The sequence below is a fragment of the Variovorax sp. GW531-E2 genome (genome assembly GCF_059423125.1).
This window is the reverse complement of sequence record NZ_JBWKXQ010000051.1, coordinates 13,364-29,871: the sequence shown is the minus strand read 5'-3', so window position 1 is coordinate 29,871 and position 16,508 is coordinate 13,364. Positions and strand designations below refer to the sequence as shown.

The window sequence follows — 16,508 nt, the reverse complement described above, 5'->3', positions numbered from 1 at the left end:
GAAAGGCTCAGGTGGGGTCGCGGCGCGCCATCAGGTCGCTGAAGAGCTTATGTTCGCATTCCGGGTCGGAACACTTCTCGCAAGGCCATGTCCACGAGGCGGGCTTGGCGTCGCGGCGGGTGCGCGTGCGGGCGCGGCCTTCGTTGCCGGCGATGGTGTTGATCGCGTTCCAGGCGTTCGCCAGCCGTTCGCCGCCGCTGCCGTGCACCACCGCATACGAGAGCCCGGCGCGCGTGAGCGCGGCGCGCACCAGCGTGTCGGTCGGCTGGCGCGCATGCGGGCCGTCGCGCATGTCGTCGGCCACCCAGGGCAGGTCGAGCGCGGTGAGCAGCGTGATGGCGTAGCGCCGCTGCGCGGCCAGCGCGCTGTCGTACAGAGAGGTGTCGGCGAACAGCTGCTCGCTGTAGACCGCCGTCATGAGCGCCGTGGTGTCGGCCACCACCACGCCCGTGGCGGCAGCGGCGTCGATGCGGCGCCTCTGTTCGTCGGCGATGGCTTGTTGTTCGTCGGGGCGCGGCGTGCGGCCTTCGCGTTCGCACCATTCGCGCAGGTACTCGCCCACCAGCGTGACGGGCGTGCCGCGGTCTTGCAGGCGCTGTGCGATGGCGCGCGAGAGCTCGGTCTTGCCCGTGCTCTCGGCGCCCACGAGCGCGATGACGCAGCCGGTCGGCAGGTTCGGCGTCATGCCGGCACCGCCTTCGCCGTGGCCTTCGGCAGGCGTCGCTGCCATGCCAGGAAGCCGGCCACGCTGAGCACGGCGAACACCGCGTACAGCGCCGTCGTGAGCCACAGGCCCTTGTGGATGAACAGGCCCACGCTGACCACGTTCACGGCCAGCCAGATGAGCCAGTTCTCGATGAACTTGCGTCCGAGCAGGAACTGCCCGACCAGGCTCAGGCCGGTGACGAAGCCGTCCCACCAGGGCACGTCGGTGTTGGTGAAGCGACGCAGGAAGAGGGCGACCACGGGCCACGCAATGGCGCAGGCCACGAGGGCGTATGCAGTACCGCGCGGCGACAGCCGGCTGACCCGCAAGGCGCTGCCGTCGGCGCGAAAGCCGCGCAGCCATTGCGCCCAGCCCCACAGGGCGACGAAGGCAAAGAAGACTTGAAGGGAGGCGTCGCCGTAGATGCGTGCGTTGGCGAACACCACCACGTAGAGCAGCGAGCTGACGATCGCCAGCGGCCAGCCCCAGTGGATCTCGCGCATGTTGCAGCCGACCATCGCGAGCGCGAGCACGGCGGCGACAAGTTCGAGCCAAGTGACGGGAGAACCCCACAGCGCAAAGGCGGAGGCCGAGAGAAGCTCTGGCATCGAGAAGCGGCGAAGGAAAGGATCAGTGCGCGATCTGCACGAAGACTTCGTTCGGTTTGACCATGCCGAGTTCCGCGCGCGCGCGTTCCTCGACCATCTCGAGGCCGTCTTTCAGGTCATTGACCTCGGACGCCAGCCGCTCGTTGTTGAGGGCGGCCTTGGCGTTGGCGTCCTTCTGGTCGGCCAGCTGGGTTCTCAGCTGGGCGACCTCGCGCACGCTGCCGCGCCCGTTCCACAGCTGCCACTGCAGGATGACCAGCAGGAGCACCAGGATGAGAGGAGGGACGAAGCGCGCGCGCATGCAGGCTGCGAGGCGCTACTTGAGGTTGTAGAACGCGCCGCGGCCCGGGTAGACGGCGATGTCGCCGAGGTCTTCTTCGATGCGCAGCAGCTGGTTGTACTTGGCGATGCGGTCCGAACGCGACAGCGAACCGGTCTTGATCTGGCCGGCGTTGGTACCCACGGCGATGTCGGCGATGGTGCTGTCTTCGGTTTCGCCCGAACGGTGCGAAATGACGGCCGTGTAGCCTGCGCGCTTGGCCATCTCGATGGCGGCGAAGGTTTCGGTCAGCGTGCCGATCTGGTTGATCTTGATCAGGATCGAGTTGGCGATGCCCTTGTCGATACCCTCTTGCAGGATCTTGGTGTTGGTGACGAACAGGTCGTCGCCCACCAGCTGCACGCGCTTGCCCAGGCGTTCGGTCAGGTGCTTCCAGCCGTCCCAATCGCCTTCGTGCATGCCGTCTTCGATGCTGATGATCGGGTACTTGTCGACCCAGGTGGCGAGCATGTCGGTCCAGCTTTCGGCCGTGAGCGACAGGTTCTCGCCCGACAGCACGTACTTGCCGTCCTTGTAGAACTCGCTGGCCGCGCAGTCCAGGCCCAGGGCGATCTGTTCGCCGGCGGTGTAGCCGGCCTTGTCGATGGCTTCCAGGATCAGCTGGATGGCTGCTTCGTGGCTCTCGACGCTGGGGGCGAAGCCGCCTTCGTCGCCCACGGCCGTGCTGATGCCGCGGTCGCCCAGGATCTTCTTCAGGGCGTGGAACACTTCGGCGCCGTAGCGCACGGCCTCGCGGAAGCTCTTGGCGCCCACGGGGATGATCATGAACTCTTGCAGGTCCAGGCTGTTGTTGGCGTGCGCGCCGCCGTTGATGACGTTCATCATCGGCACCGGCAGTTGCATGCCGCCCATGCCGCCGAAGTAGCGGTACAGCGGCAGGCCCGACTCTTCGGCCGCGGCGCGGGCCACGGCCATCGAGACAGCGAGGGTGGCGTTGGCGCCCAGGCGGGCCTTGTTGTCGGTGCCGTCCAGGTCGATCATCGTGCGATCGAGGAAGGCCTGTTCGCTGGCGTCCAGGCCCAGCACGGCTTCCGAGATCTCGGTGTTGATGTTCTCGACGGCCTTCAGCACGCCCTTGCCGAGGTAGCGGCCCTTGTCGCCGTCGCGCAGCTCGATGGCCTCGCGCGAACCGGTCGAAGCGCCCGAGGGCACGGCCGCACGGCCCATGGTGCCCGATTCGAGCAGCACGTCGCACTCGACGGTGGGGTTGCCTCGGCTGTCGAGAATTTCGCGGCCGACGATGTCAACGATTGCACTCATCTCTATCTCTTTCTCTGGGTCTCTTGGTGGAGTGGACTGGCAAAAAACGGAATCAAAGGCCTTCGACCGCGATCATGTTCATGATGGCGGCGCCGGCACGCGCTTCACGCGCCTTCAGGTATTCGGGCGTCTCGTAGAAGGCCTTGGCCTTCTCGAAGCTGGGGAATTTGAGCACGACGACGCGGGTGGGCTTCCAGTCGCCTTCGAGCGGCTGCACCTGGCCGCCGCGCACGCAGACTTCGGCGCCGTGCGCCTGCATCGCGACGCTCGACCACTTCTTGTATTCCTCGTACTGCGTCGGGTTGGTGACTTCGACGTGGGCGATGACGTAACCGCTGCTCATGCTTGAAAACTGTCCTCGAGGAAAGCGTTTTTCTTGGTGACCCGGTCGAGCGCGACGAGCGTCTCGAGCAGGGCCTTCATGTGCTTGAGCGGAACGGCGTTGGGGCCGTCGCTCAGGGCTTTGTTCGGGTCGGGGTGCGTCTCCATGAAGAGACCGGCCACGCCCACGGCCACGGCCGCGCGCGAGAGCACCGGCACCATTTCGCGCTGGCCGCCCGAGCTGGTGCCCTGGCCGCCGGGCAGCTGCACCGAGTGGGTGGCGTCGAACACGACGGGCGCTTTTGTCTCGCGCATGATCGCGAGCGAGCGCATGTCCGACACGAGGTTGTTGTAGCCGAAGCTGGCGCCGCGTTCGCAGGCCATGAAGCTGTCTTCGTTTAGGCCGGCTTCCCTGGCGGCAGCGCGGGCCTTGTCGATCACGTTCTTCATGTCGTGCGGTGCGAGGAACTGGCCCTTCTTGATGTTCACCGGCTTGCCCGACTGCGCCGCGGCGTGGATGAAGTCGGTCTGGCGGCACAGGAAGGCGGGCGTCTGCAGCACGTCGACCACCTTGGCGGCCTCGGTGATGTCCTCGTGGGTGTGCACGTCGGTCAGCACCGGCAGGCCGAGTTCGCGCTTCACCTTGGCCAGGATCTCGAGGCCCTTGCCACGCCCCGGGCCGCGAAAGCTCGTGCCCGAGGAACGGTTGGCCTTGTCGAAGCTGCTCTTGAAGATGAATGGGATGCCCAGCGACGCCGTGATTTCCTTCAACGTGCCGGCCGTGTCCATCTGCAGCTGCTCGGATTCGACCACGCACGGGCCGGCGATCAGGAAGAAAGGCTGGTCCAGCCCGATGTCGAATCCGCAAAGCTTCATGCCACTGCCTTGAGCGTCTTGTTGGTGCTGCCCGCGCCCTTGTCCTTGTGGTCGAGCGCCGCCTTGATGAAGGCGTTGAACAACGGATGGCCGCCCCACGGCGTTGACTTGAACTCAGGGTGGAACTGCACGCCCATGAACCACGGGTGCACGTTCTGCGGCAGCTCGACGATTTCGGTGAGGTGCTCGCGCTGCGTGAGCGCCGAGATCACGAGGCCGGCGTTGCGCAGCTCGTCCAGGTAGTTGACGTTGGCTTCGTAGCGGTGGCGATGGCGCTCGGTGACCACGTCGCCGTAGATGCTGTGCGCCAGCGTGCCCGGCGAGACGTCGGAGCTTTGCGCGCCCAGGCGCATGGTGCCGCCGAGGTCGGACTTCTCGTCGCGCGTCTTCACGGTGCCGTCGCGGTCCTTCCACTCGGTGATCAGCGCGATCACGGGGGTGGGCGTTTCCGGGTCGAACTCGGTGCTGTTGGCGTTCTTGAGGCCGGCCACGTGGCGGGCGTACTCGATGGTAGCGACCTGCATGCCCAGGCAGATGCCCAGGTAGGGCACCTTCGATTCGCGGGCGAAGCGGGCGGCCGAGATCTTGCCTTCCACGCCGCGCTGGCCGAAGCCGCCCGGCACAAGGATGGCATCGTATTTCGCCAGGCGCGACACGTCTTGCGCCGAGATGGTCTCGGAGTCGATGTAGTCGATCTTCACGCGCGCATGGTTCTTCATGCCGGCGTGGCGCAGCGCCTCGTTGAGCGACTTGTAGCTGTCCGACAGGTCGACGTACTTGCCGACCATGGCGATCGACACTTCCTGTTGCGGATGCTCGACTTCGTACACCAGCTCGTCCCAGCGCGTGAGCTTGGCGGGTGGGGTGTTGATGCGCAGCTTGTCGCAGATCAGGCCGTCCAGGCCCTGTTCGTGCAGCATGCGGGGCACCTTGTAGATGGTGTCCACGTCCCACATGGAGATCACGCCCCATTCGGGCACGTTCGAGAACAGCGAGATCTTGGCGCGCTCGTCGTCGGGGATCGGGCGGTCGGCGCGGCACAGCAGGGCGTCGGCCTGAATGCCGATGGCGCGCAGTTCCTTGGCGGTGTGTTGCGTGGGCTTGGTCTTGAGCTCGCCGGCGGCGGCGATCCAGGGCACGTAGGAGAGGTGCACGAAGGCCGAGTTGTTCGGGCCCATGCGCAGGCTCATCTGGCGCACGGCTTCCAGGAAGGGCAGCGACTCGATGTCGCCCACGGTGCCGCCGATCTCGACGATGGCCACGTCCACCTCGTGCGCCGTGCCGATGCCGGCGCCGCGCTTGATGTATTCCTGGATCTCGTTCGTGATGTGCGGAATGACCTGGACCGTCTTGCCGAGGTAGTCGCCGCGGCGTTCCTTCTCGAGCACGGTCTTGTAGATCTGACCGGTCGTGAAGTTGTTGGCCTTGCGCATCCGCGTGTTGATGAAGCGCTCGTAGTGGCCGAGGTCGAGGTCGGTCTCGGCGCCGTCATCGGTGACGAACACTTCGCCATGCTGGAACGGTGACATCGTGCCGGGGTCGACGTTGATGTACGGATCGAGCTTGATGAGGGTGACTTGGAGGCCGCGCGATTCGAGGATCGCGGCGAGCGAGGCGGAGGCGATTCCCTTGCCAAGGGAAGATACGACACCACCGGTGACGAAGACAAATTTGGTCATGCCAGTTCCGGACGCGTGAATCCGGGCAGTGGGAAATTGCGATTATAGGTGTCCCCTTTGTGCCTCCACGGCCGAAGGCCATCCCATTCCTGATCTTGTCGGTATGTGAGCAACAATATGTCCCATGCAAGATCTCGCCGGCAAACACATCGTCCTCGGACTCACAGGGGGCATCGCCTGCTACAAATCGGCCGAGCTGTGCCGCCTGCTCGTGAAGGCGGGCGCCACTGTCCAGGTCGTGATGACCGAGGCGGCCGAGCAGTTCATGACGCCGGTCACCATGCAGGCGCTCTCGGGGCGCACCGTCTACACCTCGCAGTGGGACGCGCGTGAGCCCAACAACATGCCGCACATCAACTTGAGCCGCGAGGCCGATGCGATCGTGCTGGCGCCCTGCAGCGCCGATTTCATCGCGCGGCTGGTGCAGGGCCGCTCCGACGAGCTGCTGAGCCTGCTGTGCCTGGCACGCCCGACCGACCGCGTGCCGCTCTTGATCGCCCCGGCCATGAACCGCGAGATGTGGGCCCATCCGGCCACCCAGCGCAACCTGATGCAGGTGTCGGCCGACGGCGCGACCGTGCTGGGCGTGGGCAGCGGCTGGCAGGCCTGCGGCGAAACCGGCGACGGGCGCATGCTCGAACCGGCGCAGCTGCTCGAGGACATCACGGCCTTCTTCCAGCCCAAGCTGCTGGCGGGGCAGAAGGTGCTGGTCACGGCCGGCCCGACCTTCGAGGCGCTGGACCCGATCCGCGGCATCACCAACCATTCGTCCGGCAAGATGGGTTTCGCCATCGCCCGCGCGGCGCGCGAGGCCGGTGCCGAGGTCACGCTGGTGGCCGGCCCGGTGCACTTGCCGACCCCGCGCGGCGTGAGCCGCATCGACGTGCTGTCGGCGCAGGAGATGCTCGAAGCCACCACCCGCGCTGCGCAGGCAGCTAGCATTTTTGTAGCAACGGCCGCTGTGGCCGACTGGCGCCCGGCGACGCACAGCGACCAGAAGATCAAGAAGGACGGCAGCGGCCAGACGCCGGTGCTGCACTTCGTCGAGAACCCCGACATCCTGCTCACGGTGGCCAAGAGCGAACGCGCTCAAGCCAGGAAGCTGTTCTGCGTGGGCTTCGCCGCCGAGAGCGAGAACCTCGCCGAGCACGCCAAGGCCAAGCGCGAACGCAAGGGCATTCCGCTGCTGGTGGGCAACATCGGCCCGCTGACCTTCGGGCAGGACGACAACGCGCTGCTGCTGGTGGACGCAAAGGGCGTGCGCGAGCTGCCCCGGGCGCCCAAGCTCCGGCTGGCGCGGGAACTGATGACGGAAATTGCCGCGCGACTTCCGGATTGGAGGGCCTGATGAACACCGAATCCAACACACCGCCCAACGGCGACTTCGCTCGCTACGTGGAGCAGCTGTCGGCGCGGGCCGGCCAGTCTGCCCGCGTCCCGGGCAGGGAGTCCGAGCACGGGCTGGACGTCGGCATGACGCCTTCGCCCGGTGCGCAGGGCACCGTCGCCACGCGGCGCGAATCGCCGGGTGGCGAGGCCGCGAAGGCTGACGGCACCAAGGCCATCCCCCTGGGCACGCTCAAGGTGCTGGCCGGCATGGGGGCGCTGGTGTTCCTGGTGCTATGGGCCATTGGCGTGCCGCTCTCCGTGCTCGTCCTGGGCGCGGCCGCGGCCGCCTGGTTCGGCAAGCGTTTTCTCAAGGGGCTCAATCTGAGGCCCGGGGTCGCCAAATGGCAGCAGGTGCTCGAAGAGGCCGCCCGCAAGCAAAAAGAACAGCAACAGAAGTAACCAAGGCAGCAAGTCAGTGAACGTAGACGTCCGAATCCTCGATCCGCGCATGGTGGATCAATTGCCCGCGTATGCCACCCCCGGAAGCGCCGGCCTCGACCTGCGGGCCTGCCTCGATGCCCCGGTCACGCTCGAACCCAATGCCTGGCAACTGGTGGGCACCGGCATCGCGATCCACCTGGCCGATCCGGCCTATGCCGCGCTGATCCTGCCGCGCTCGGGCCTGGGTCACAAGCACGGCATCGTGCTGGGCAATCTCGTCGGCCTGATCGACAGCGACTACCAGGGCGAGCTGAAGGTCAGCGCCTGGAACCGCAGCAACACGCCCTTCGTGCTGCAGCCGATGGAGCGGCTCGCGCAGCTGGTGATCGTGCCGGTGGTGCAGGCGCAGTTTCGCGTGGTCGCCGAGTTCGAAGCCTCGCAACGCGGCGAGGGCGGCTACGGTTCGACCGGCAAGCACTGAGCCTTTGCCCCAGCGAAGCTGAAGGGCACCTGAGTATCCAAGGCGTAAAGAACGGAACCGCCGGCGCGTGGTTCGTCTCGAAGGTTTCAGCGTGTGTCTTTCGTCATCGCGGCTTCGGCTGAAACGTTAGACACAGGCAGGCATGCAGCCCGTCCGGGCGCGTGCTGTTTTCTTCGAGGAGCCTCTTTCATGAACATCTCAATGCGCTTCATTTCCGTCACGGCGTCCGTGCTCGCACTGGCCACGCTCACGGCCTGTGTCGCGCCGGCCCCGGTTTACCAGACCTCGCGCTACCCCTATCAGGCCCCGCCGCGGGCGATCCAGTACCAGGAAGCGGCCTACGTCGAGTACGGCCACGTGGCCAACATCGAGGTGCTGCGCAGCGAAACCGCAGGCGTCGGCACCACGGGTGGCGGTGCCATCGCGGGTGGCCTGATCGGCGGCGTGGTAGGCAACCAGTTCGGACGCGGCAACGGCCGTGCCGCAGCCACCGCGCTCGGCCTCGTGGGCGGCGCCTTGCTGGGCAACACCATCGAGGCCCAGCAGAACGGCCCGCGCGCCTACGAGAGCTACCGCGTCTCGGTGCAGACCGACCGCGGCGGCTACCGCGCCTTCGACGTGCAAAACCCGGGCGACCTGCGCATCGGCGACCGCGTGCGCATCGACAACGGGCACATCTCGCGCATGTAAGCGGTCGGCCGCGCGCGCAAAGAAAAAAGCCGGGCACTGCCCGGCTTTTGCTTTGTGAAGTGGCGTGGTCTCAGTGCAGCATCTGGCCGCCCGGCGCCATCGGCGGCACCTTGAAGAAGGCCGTACCGGCCGAGCCGCGGCCGACTTCTTCTTCGGTGGCTTCACGCACCGAACGCACCGTGATGTCCAGGCGGATCGCGATGCCCGCCAGCGGGTGGTTGCCGTCGAGCACGAGGTGGTCGGGGTAGATCTCGGCCACGGTGTAGATCGCGTCCTTGGGGATGCCGTCGCTCACGCCCTTGGGCAGGGCGGAGCCGTCGAAGGTCATGCCTTCCTCGGTGCCTTCGGGGAACAGCGAACGCGGCTCCAGGAAGAGCAGCTGGTCGTTGAAGTCGCCGAAGCCCTGCTCGGGCTCGATCTGCAGTTGCACGCGCGCGCCGGGCTCATGGCCCTGCAGGGCGGCCTCGATCACGTCGAAGAGGTCGTCGCCGCCCACCATGAATTCCACCGGCTCGTCGAGCACGTCCAGCACATCGCCGAGCGTGTCTTTCATGGTCCAGGTCAGGCCGACCACGCATTGTTCAGAGATTTCCATTGCAGAATTCTCCCATGGAGATCAATCAACCGCTGCCCTTGCTTGGCGGCCTGAGTCCCGCGCAGTTCATGCGCCGGTACTGGCAAAAGAAACCCCTGCTGATCCGGCAGGCCGTTCCCTCGATGGTGCCGCCGATCGACCGACCCGCGCTCTTCGCGCTGGCGGAGCGCGAGGGGGTCGAGTCGCGCCTCATCCGGCATGGGAAGGCCGGCTGGTCGCTCAAGCACGGCCCGTTGCCCCGCCGCGCGCTGCCGCCGCTGAAGCAGCCGGGCTGGACGATGCTGGTGCAGGGCGTCGACCTGCACCATGACGGCGTGCACGAGCTGCTGCGGCAGTTCCGCTTCCTGCCCGATGCGCGCCTGGACGACCTGATGATCAGCTACGCGAGCGACACGGGCGGCGTCGGCCCGCATTTCGACAGCTACGACGTGTTCCTGCTGCAGGCGCAGGGGCGGCGCCGCTGGTCCATCGGCAAGCAGTCCGACCTGCGGCTGCAGCCCGGCGTGCCGCTCAAGGTGCTCGAGCACTTCGAGCCCGAGCAGACCTTCGTGCTCGAGCCCGGCGACATGCTGTACCTGCCGCCCAAGTACGCCCACGACGGCGTGGCGGTGGGCGACGACTGCATGACGTACTCCATCGGGCTGCGCTCGTCCGCCGTGGGCGAGCTGGGCGCTGACCTGCTGGCGCGCGTGGCGCAGGCCTATGCGGAAGACCTGGAAGACGCGGGCCCGTCCGAGCTCGCGCGTTACCGCGATCCGTCGCAACCTGCCGTCGAGGCCCCGGCCGCGATGCCGGCTGCGCTGCAGGACTTCGCGCGCAAGGCCGTCGAGGCCGCGCTGCGCGACCCCGACGCCATCGACCGCGCGCTGGGCGAATCGCTCACCGAGCCGAAGGCCAACGTCTGGTTCGGCGAGGGCAACGAAGTGCCCGAGGTGCTGCACGAAGTCGCGCTCGATCGCCGCACGCGCATGCTCTACGACGCGCGGCACGTCTACATCAACGGCGAGAGCTTCCGCGCCGGCGGGGCCGACGCCACGCTGATGCGGCGGCTGGCCGACCAGCGCGCGCTCGGTGCGCGCGAGCTGGCCCGCGCCAGCGAGGGCGCGCGGGCGCTGCTGGGCGAGTGGTGCGAGGCGGGCTGGCTGCATGCCGGGTGAAGGCGCCATACCGGTCCTGATCGAAGGCCGCTTCGACGGCCGCGAGGCGTTTGTCGACCTCGTTCGCGGGGCCTTGTCCGCCGCCGCGTACCAGGGCTGGAACGAGGTCGTCTTCAGCGACCCCGACTTCGCCGACTGGCCCCTGGGCGAGCGCGCGAGCATCGAGGCGCTGCAGGCCTGGTCGGCCAGCGGGCGCCGCCTGTTGCTGCTGGCAGGGCGCTTCGACCTGATCGAGCGCGGTCATGCGCGTTTCGTGACGTGGCGCCGCACCTGGGACCACATCGTCGAATGCCGCGCGGCAGGCCGTTTCGGCGCGGCCGAGGAGGTGCCCAGTGCCCTGTGGACGCCCACCTGGTGCCTGCACCGCATCGATCCCGAGCGCAGCCGCGGTGTCTGCAGCAACGAGCCGCGTGCGCGGCGCGACCTGCGCGAAAGCCTCGATGAGCGCTGGCGCCAGGGCTGGCCGGCCTTTCCCGCCTCCACGCTCGGCTTGTAAGCCAATGCCGCAAATACACCCCTGCGACATATCCGGGCGGGGTTGGCGGTCTAGAATTTTTTGGTTCCAGACCTTCATTGCCAAAGGAGTCCTCATGAAGAAGTCGTCGTCCGTCCTGATTGCCTCGCTGATCGCCGCTGCCGCCCTGGTGGCCTGCGGAAAGAAAGAGGACGCCGCCCCCGCGGTCGTGACCCCGCCGCCCGCTCCCGTGACCGAACCCGCACCCGCCGCTCCGCCGGCCGCCGCGCCTGCGTCGGCACCGTCGGCTGCCGCCTCGTCGGCCCTGGACGCCGCCAACGCCGCGACCGAAGCCGCCAAGAAGGGCGAGGCACCGAAGCAGTAATTCCGCTGCAGGTCCGCACCATGCAAAAAGCCGCCCTCGGGCGGCTTTTTCATTGGGGGAGGGTGATGTCCCGCCTGTTCAGACGTCGAGCCAGGGCGAGCCCTCGGCGGCGGTCGCCGTGAGCATCTCGGCTTCATCGCCGCCCAGCGCTTCGGCCATCAGGCGTCGCACGATCTCGGGCCGGTTGTTCTGCTCGCTCAGGTGCGCCGCGACCACGTGGCGCAGCCCGTCGTGAAGCACGGCGCGCGCGATCTCGGCGGCCGCGGTGTTCGACAGGTGGCCGTAGTTGCCGCCCACGCGCTGCTTCAGGAACGACGGGTAGGCCGAGCCAGCGAGCAGGTCGCTGTCGTGGTTGAACTCCAGCAGCAGCGCATGCGCGCCGCGCAGCCGGGCCAGCACGTGGCTGGTGGCGTGGCCCAGGTCGGTCAGCACGCCCAGCGTGCGGTTGCCGTCGGTGCAGCGCAGCTGCAGCGGCTCGCGGGCGTCGTGGGGCACGGTGAAGGGCTGCAGGCAGAGGTCGCCGACGGTGAACTCGGCGTCGTCGCGCGCCAGGTGCAGCCGGCCTTCGTAGTCGCGCCCGCCGGTTGCGAGCCAGGTGCCTTCGCTCATCCAGACCGGGATGCGGTCGCGCAGCGACAGGGCATGGGCGCAACCGATGTGGTCGCCATGCTCGTGGGTGATGAAGACGGCGTCGAGGTCTGCGGCAGCCAGGCCCGCCTGGGCCAGGCGCCGGTCGAGCTGGCGGATGCCGAAGCCGCAGTCGACGAGGAGGCGGGTGGTGCGGCCGGCGCTGGTCGTTGCTTCGACCAGCGCGGCGTTGCCCGTGCTGCCGCTGCCGAGGCTTCGGAAGCGGAGCATGGGGCTTACTTCAGGTCGTCGGCGATGACCTTGACGATGCGCTGCGCGTTGGCCGAGGTTTCGGGCGCGCCGGCGTCGTTCAGGACCGAGACCGTGGTGGCTTCGCCCTGGCTCTTGACCGAGATGCGGAACTTGATCGGCGCTTCGTCCTTCTTGGAGCTGAACAGCTTGCCGAAGAAGCCATCGTCCTTCTTGTCGGGGTTCGGCGTCACGTAGCGCACGTAGTAGGTGCCGGCGCTGCGATCGCGGTCTTCGACGGTGAAGCCGGTGCGGTCCAGGGCCAGGCCGACGCGGCGCCATGCGCGGTCGAAGCCTTCGCTGATCTGCACGACTGGCTGGTTGCCGACGGTGGCCACGGTGGCGGTCTTGGGCGCTGCGGTGGTCGCGGCGAGGATCTTCGACTGCTCTTGCGACACACCGAGCTTGACCATCAGACGGCGCAGGAATTCGGTCTCGAGCTCAGGATCGCTCGGGCGGGGCTGCCACACGGTCTGGTCCTGGCGGGAGTTGTTGTAGACCTCCTGCATGCCGCGGTGGCTGACGAAGATCTCGGTGCCGTTGGTGCTGCGCTCCAGGCGGGTGCGGAAGCGATCGAGTTCGCCGGTCGAGTAGACCGAGTCGACCAGCTTGCCCAGCGTGCCGCGGATGATGTCCTGCGGCAGCTTGGCGCGGTTCTCGGCCCAGTCGGTTTCCATGATGCCCAGGTTGCGCTGGTCGGTGGTCAGCAGGAAGCCGTTTTCCTGCCAGAAGTCCTTGACGGGCTCCCAGAGCTGGTCGGGCGTGCGGTTGATGACGATCCAGCGCTGCGTGCCCGAGCGTTCCATACGCACGTCGCCGATGTTGGCCACGGCGGTGGGGATGCCCGGTGCGTTCGCGATGCCGGCCTGGTAGGCGTTGGCGGTGACGGCGCCGCCCGGCACTGCGTAGCGGTTGTCGCGCGAGAGCTGGGACAGGTCGGGTGGGACTTCGAGCGTCGGGGCCTTGCCTGCGCTCTTGTAGTCGATCTTGTCGCTCTCGAGGACGGAGCAGGCGGCGAGGCTGGCAACGAGGGCCAGCAGTGCAAGTCGCGAAATGTTCTTCAACGTCGTCTTCCTTGGTGGAATGGTTCGGTCAATCGATGGGCCCCAGCGCCCCGCCCTCTCTGAGCACTGTTGCGGCAAAAGGTTGCTTGACCTTGCTGCGAACAGGGGGAAAGGGCGGACGGGAGGCGGTGTGATCGGTGGGGAAACCCGGGCTCGGTCAGTCCTTGAGCAGGCCGGTGGCGCGCAGGGCGCCCTCGACCGCCGGGCGGCTCGCTTCGCCGAGTTCCGTGAGCGGCAGCCGCAGGGCGCCGCCGCACAGACCCAGGCGGGCCATGGCCCACTTCAGCGGGATCGGGTTGGGTTCGACGAACAGGTTGCGGTGCAGCGGCATCAGTTCGAACTGCAGCTGCATGGCGCGCTTGACGTCGCCGGCCAGCGCGGCCACGCACAGCTCGTGCATCTTGCGCGGCGCCACGTTGGCCGTGACGCTGATGTTGCCCTGGCCGCCGCACAGCATGAGCGCGACCGCGGTCGGGTCGTCGCCGGAGTAGACGGCAAAGTGCTTCGGCAGGTCGCGGATGAGCCACTGGGCACGCTCGATGTTGCCGGTGGCTTCCTTGATGCCGATGATGCCGGGCACCTGCGCCAGGCGCAGCACGGTGTCGTGCGCCATATCGGCGACGGTGCGGCCGGGCACGTTGTACAGCACCACGGGCAGGTCGCCGACGGCTTCGGCGATGGCCTTGAAGTGCTGGTACTGGCCCTCTTGCGTGGGCTTGTTGTAGTAGGGAACGACCTGGAGCTGCGAGTCGGCGCCGACGCCCTTGGCGAACTTGGCGAGCTCGATGGCTTCCTTGGTCGAGTTCGCGCCGCAGCCGGCCATCACGGGCACGCGGCCCCGGGCCTGCTCGACGGATACGCGGATGATTTCGCAGTGCTCTTCCACATCGACCGTCGGCGATTCGCCGGTGGTGCCGACCACGCCAAGGCAGTCGGTGCCTTCGTCAATGTGCCAGTCGATGAGCCGCCGCAGGGCGGGGTAGTCGACACTGCCGTCGTCGTGCATCGGCGTGACGAGCGCGACGATGCTGCCTGTCAGTTGCTCCAAGGGAATCTCTTTGTCGGTGGACGAAAGCGGCCATTCTACTGACTCCGGCCGGGCCGGAGACAGTTGTGTCGGCGCGCTCAGCTGGCCTTCAGGAAGTGGCGCGGCGGGGCGCCCGCGGCCGCTTCGCCGGGCCGCACGGCGGCGATGCGCTGGACGAAGCGCGCCGGCTCCGGCAGGAAGCCGTCTTCATAGGCGATCACCTGCAGGCTGGCGCAGGCCCCGAGCAGCTCGCCCGGCTGCAGCAGGAAATCGGGCCGCGAGGGCTTGCCGACGGTCTCGTTGCCGGCCGCGAAGGTCTCGTACAGCAGCACGCCGCCCGGCGCCACGGCGGCCACGATGTCGGCCATGCGCGGGCGCCAGAGGTAGTTGGTGACGATCACCGCGCCGAAGCGCTGGGCCGCGAAGGGCCAGGGGCCCGATTCGATGTCGGCCGCCACCACGCGCCCGAAGGCGCCGGCCGCCTCGACGGCCTCGGGCGCCCGGTCGACGCCGGTCGTCGCATGCCCGCGCCCGGCGAACCATTGCATGTGCCGCCCGGACCCGCAGGCCACGTCGAGCACCGTGGCGTTCGGGGCAAGCAGGTGCGACCAGCGCACGATCCATTCAGAGGGCGCCGTGCTCGCATGCACGGGAATTGCTACATCTTTCATAGTGGCCTGGGCCCGGCTTGCGGGCATTTCGGGGCGAAGTCGTTCAGAAACAGGACCACACCTGGTCGACCAGCGTGACCAGGAACGTCGGATGCACGTACAGCGCGAACACGCCGCCCAGCGCCGCCAGCACGGCGGCGAGCCAGGCGGCCTGGGCCAGGTAGTGGTTGCGTGTGCGGGGCGTCATGGCGATGGCTCCTTGCAAACAAGAGACGAAAAGCGCGGGCCGTCAGCCTGCCACGGCGACCGGCCGGACCGCGCGCGCAATGGCGCTTTCCTTGACCGGCAGGTTGATCAGCGCCGCGAACACGCCCAGCGCGATCGAGATGTACCAGACGATGCTGTAGCTGCCTGTCGTGTCATACAGGAAGCCGCCCAGCCACACGCCCAGGAACGACCCCACCTGATGGCTCAGGAACACGAAGCCGCTGAGCATCGACAGGTGGGCCACGCCGAAGATGCCCGCCACGATGGCGTTGGTGGCCGGCACCGTCGACAGCCACAGGAAGCCCATCGCCGCCGAGAACACGTACACGCTGAGCGGCGAGATCGGTACCAGCAAGAAGAGGGCGATCGACACCGCCCGCGCAAAGTAGATGGCCGCAAGGATCTTGGGCTTGGACAGCTTCTGCCCCAGCAGGCCGACCGTGTAGGTGCCGAACACGTTGAACAGGCCGATCAGCGCCAGCGCGTAGCCCGCCACGTCGGCCGACAGGCTCTGGTCGCGCAGGTAAGTCGGCATGTGGATGCCGATGAACGCCAGCTGGAAGCCGCAGACAAAGTAGCCCGCCATCAGCAGCCCGAAGCTGGGGTAGCGGAAGGCTTCGCCCACCGCCTGCAGCACCGACTGGTCGCGGTGGCCGGCCAGCGCCGCCGTCTTCGGTTCGCGCAGGCCGAAGGCGAGCGGGACGATCACGAGCACCACCACCGCCAGCACCGCCAGCGCCGTCTGCCAGCCGAAGGCGCCGATCAGGCGGCCTTCGATGGGCGCCATCAGGAACTGGCCGAACGAGCCGGCGGCCGCCGCCACGCCCATCGCCCACGAGCGCCGCTCGGCCGGGATCTGCCGGCCGATCACACCGTAGATCACGGCGTAGGTCGAGCCCGCCTGCGCGGCGCCGATCAGCACGCCCGCGCTCAGGGTGAACAGCAGCGGCGTCGGCGAATGCGCCATGCCGAAGAGGCCCGCCGCGTACAGCAGCGAGCCGCCGATCAGCACGCGGAACGCGCCGAAGCGGTCGGCCAGCATGCCCGCGAACACGCCGAAGATGCCCCACGACAGGTTCTGTACCGCGAGCGCGAACGAGAAGGTCTGTCGGTTCCACTCCTGCGCCTGGGTGATGGGCTGCAGCCAGAGGCCGAAGCCGTGGCGGATGCCCATCGAGAGCGTGACGATCATGGCGCCACAGAACAGCACCTGCTTGATCGAAAGGGTGGGAGCGGGGGAGGCTTGCATCCTTCGAATGTAGCGAAATGGATGCTGCGGCAGGCGGCATGGCGGCCATGGCCATTGATGATTTGTGGGCGCGGTTTCAATGCGCGGACGGC

The 16,508-nt window shown here is 67.7% G+C and carries 21 protein-coding genes; 7 read left to right on the top strand and 14 right to left on the bottom strand.

The window, feature by feature from the left end:
* Window positions 1-7: 7 nt before the first annotated feature.
* Genes AC07XP_RS23990 through pyrG form a run of 7 tightly spaced genes read right to left on the bottom strand, consistent with a single transcriptional unit; the run spans window position 8 to window position 5,790 of the window.
* Window positions 8-685: an AAA family ATPase gene (locus tag AC07XP_RS23990; protein WP_495266088.1), complete on the bottom strand. Its 678-nt coding sequence runs from the start codon at window positions 683-685 to the stop codon at window positions 8-10.
* Window positions 682-1,314 carry a nicotinamide riboside transporter PnuC gene (gene pnuC / locus AC07XP_RS23985; protein WP_495266074.1) on the bottom strand — a complete coding sequence of 211 codons (633 nt, stop codon included), beginning with the start codon at window positions 1,312-1,314 and terminating at the stop codon, window positions 682-684. The genes AC07XP_RS23990 and pnuC overlap by 4 nt, the downstream gene beginning before the upstream one ends.
* 22 nt (window positions 1,315-1,336) lie before the next feature.
* Window positions 1,337-1,615, bottom strand: coding sequence for a cell division protein FtsB (ftsB, locus tag AC07XP_RS23980; RefSeq protein WP_070059525.1), 279 nt, complete (start codon window positions 1,613-1,615; stop codon window positions 1,337-1,339).
* Between the two features lie 15 nt (window positions 1,616-1,630).
* Window positions 1,631-2,914: a phosphopyruvate hydratase gene (gene eno, locus AC07XP_RS23975; protein WP_495266073.1), complete on the bottom strand. Its 1,284-nt coding sequence runs from the start codon at window positions 2,912-2,914 to the stop codon at window positions 1,631-1,633.
* A 52-nt stretch (window positions 2,915-2,966) separates the two neighbouring features.
* On the bottom strand, window positions 2,967-3,257 hold the full coding sequence (locus AC07XP_RS23970) for a DUF1330 domain-containing protein (RefSeq protein WP_062474654.1): 291 nt from the start codon (window positions 3,255-3,257) through the stop codon (window positions 2,967-2,969).
* Window positions 3,254-4,111 (bottom strand): 3-deoxy-8-phosphooctulonate synthase, encoded by an 858-nt coding sequence (gene kdsA, locus AC07XP_RS23965; RefSeq protein WP_495266072.1) that lies wholly within the window; start codon window positions 4,109-4,111, stop codon window positions 3,254-3,256. Before kdsA ends, AC07XP_RS23970 begins: the two co-directional genes overlap by 4 nt.
* The gene (gene pyrG, locus AC07XP_RS23960) at window positions 4,108-5,790 is read right to left on the bottom strand and encodes a CTP synthase (RefSeq protein WP_070059524.1); all 1,683 of its coding nucleotides are present in this window, start codon (window positions 5,788-5,790) and stop codon (window positions 4,108-4,110) included. Before pyrG ends, kdsA begins: the two co-directional genes overlap by 4 nt.
* Window positions 5,791-5,914: 124 nt before the next feature.
* On the opposite strand from pyrG, the gene coaBC reads away from it, so the two are divergent.
* The 4 genes from coaBC (at window position 5,915) to AC07XP_RS23940 (ending at window position 8,731) form a co-directional block, all read left to right on the top strand.
* On the top strand, window positions 5,915-7,138 hold the full coding sequence (coaBC, locus tag AC07XP_RS23955) for a bifunctional phosphopantothenoylcysteine decarboxylase/phosphopantothenate--cysteine ligase CoaBC (protein ID WP_095947300.1): 1,224 nt from the start codon (window positions 5,915-5,917) through the stop codon (window positions 7,136-7,138).
* Window positions 7,138-7,578 carry a hypothetical protein gene (locus AC07XP_RS23950; RefSeq protein WP_495266071.1) on the top strand — a complete coding sequence of 147 codons (441 nt, stop codon included), beginning with the start codon at window positions 7,138-7,140 and terminating at the stop codon, window positions 7,576-7,578. The genes coaBC and AC07XP_RS23950 overlap by 1 nt, the downstream gene beginning before the upstream one ends.
* A gap of 16 nt (window positions 7,579-7,594) precedes the next feature.
* Complete coding sequence (gene dut / locus AC07XP_RS23945; RefSeq protein WP_070059522.1) at window positions 7,595-8,041, top strand: dUTP diphosphatase; 447 nt, start codon at window positions 7,595-7,597, stop codon at window positions 8,039-8,041.
* Window positions 8,042-8,230: 189 nt separating this feature from the next.
* Window positions 8,231-8,731 carry a glycine zipper 2TM domain-containing protein gene (locus AC07XP_RS23940; protein ID WP_062474665.1) on the top strand — a complete coding sequence of 167 codons (501 nt, stop codon included), beginning with the start codon at window positions 8,231-8,233 and terminating at the stop codon, window positions 8,729-8,731.
* Window positions 8,732-8,801: 70 nt separating this feature from the next.
* On the opposite strand, the gene AC07XP_RS23935 is transcribed toward AC07XP_RS23940, so the two are convergent.
* Window positions 8,802-9,326, bottom strand: a complete 525-nt coding sequence (locus AC07XP_RS23935) for an FKBP-type peptidyl-prolyl cis-trans isomerase (RefSeq protein ID WP_492725788.1) — start codon at window positions 9,324-9,326, stop codon at window positions 8,802-8,804.
* A 14-nt stretch (window positions 9,327-9,340) separates the two neighbouring features.
* Here AC07XP_RS23935 and AC07XP_RS23930 point away from each other — a divergent pair, with 14 nt between their 5' ends.
* From AC07XP_RS23930 to AC07XP_RS23920, 3 genes are all read left to right on the top strand, one after another.
* Complete coding sequence (locus AC07XP_RS23930) at window positions 9,341-10,483, top strand: JmjC domain-containing protein (RefSeq protein ID WP_495266070.1); 1,143 nt, start codon at window positions 9,341-9,343, stop codon at window positions 10,481-10,483.
* A complete protein-coding gene (locus tag AC07XP_RS23925) occupies window positions 10,473-10,979 on the top strand; it encodes a hypothetical protein (RefSeq protein ID WP_495266069.1) in 507 nt (168 codons plus the stop codon). Before AC07XP_RS23930 ends, AC07XP_RS23925 begins: the two co-directional genes overlap by 11 nt.
* Before the next feature lie 94 nt (window positions 10,980-11,073).
* Window positions 11,074-11,322, top strand: coding sequence for a hypothetical protein (locus AC07XP_RS23920; RefSeq protein WP_056583267.1), 249 nt, complete (start codon window positions 11,074-11,076; stop codon window positions 11,320-11,322).
* A 78-nt stretch (window positions 11,323-11,400) separates the two neighbouring features.
* Here the strand turns inward: AC07XP_RS23920 and AC07XP_RS23915 are convergent, their stop codons facing one another.
* The 6 genes from AC07XP_RS23915 to AC07XP_RS23890 form a co-directional block, all read right to left on the bottom strand.
* The gene (locus tag AC07XP_RS23915) at window positions 11,401-12,180 is read right to left on the bottom strand and encodes an MBL fold metallo-hydrolase (RefSeq protein ID WP_062474678.1); all 780 of its coding nucleotides are present in this window, start codon (window positions 12,178-12,180) and stop codon (window positions 11,401-11,403) included.
* Between the two features lie 5 nt (window positions 12,181-12,185).
* Window positions 12,186-13,262 (bottom strand): NlpB/DapX family lipoprotein, encoded by a 1,077-nt coding sequence (gene bamC / locus AC07XP_RS23910; protein ID WP_062474681.1) that lies wholly within the window; start codon window positions 13,260-13,262, stop codon window positions 12,186-12,188.
* Between the two features lie 157 nt (window positions 13,263-13,419).
* Window positions 13,420-14,316, bottom strand: coding sequence for a 4-hydroxy-tetrahydrodipicolinate synthase (gene dapA, locus AC07XP_RS23905; RefSeq protein ID WP_370680965.1), 897 nt, complete (start codon window positions 14,314-14,316; stop codon window positions 13,420-13,422).
* A 71-nt stretch (window positions 14,317-14,387) separates the two neighbouring features.
* Window positions 14,388-14,960, bottom strand: a complete 573-nt coding sequence (locus AC07XP_RS23900) for a class I SAM-dependent methyltransferase (protein ID WP_495266068.1) — start codon at window positions 14,958-14,960, stop codon at window positions 14,388-14,390.
* Window positions 14,961-15,003: 43 nt separating this feature from the next.
* Window positions 15,004-15,147, bottom strand: coding sequence for a hypothetical protein (locus AC07XP_RS23895; protein ID WP_167395003.1), 144 nt, complete (start codon window positions 15,145-15,147; stop codon window positions 15,004-15,006).
* 42 nt (window positions 15,148-15,189) lie between these two features.
* Window positions 15,190-16,416, bottom strand: a complete 1,227-nt coding sequence (locus tag AC07XP_RS23890) for an MFS transporter (RefSeq protein WP_495266067.1) — start codon at window positions 16,414-16,416, stop codon at window positions 15,190-15,192.
* Window positions 16,417-16,508 lie beyond the last annotated feature (92 nt).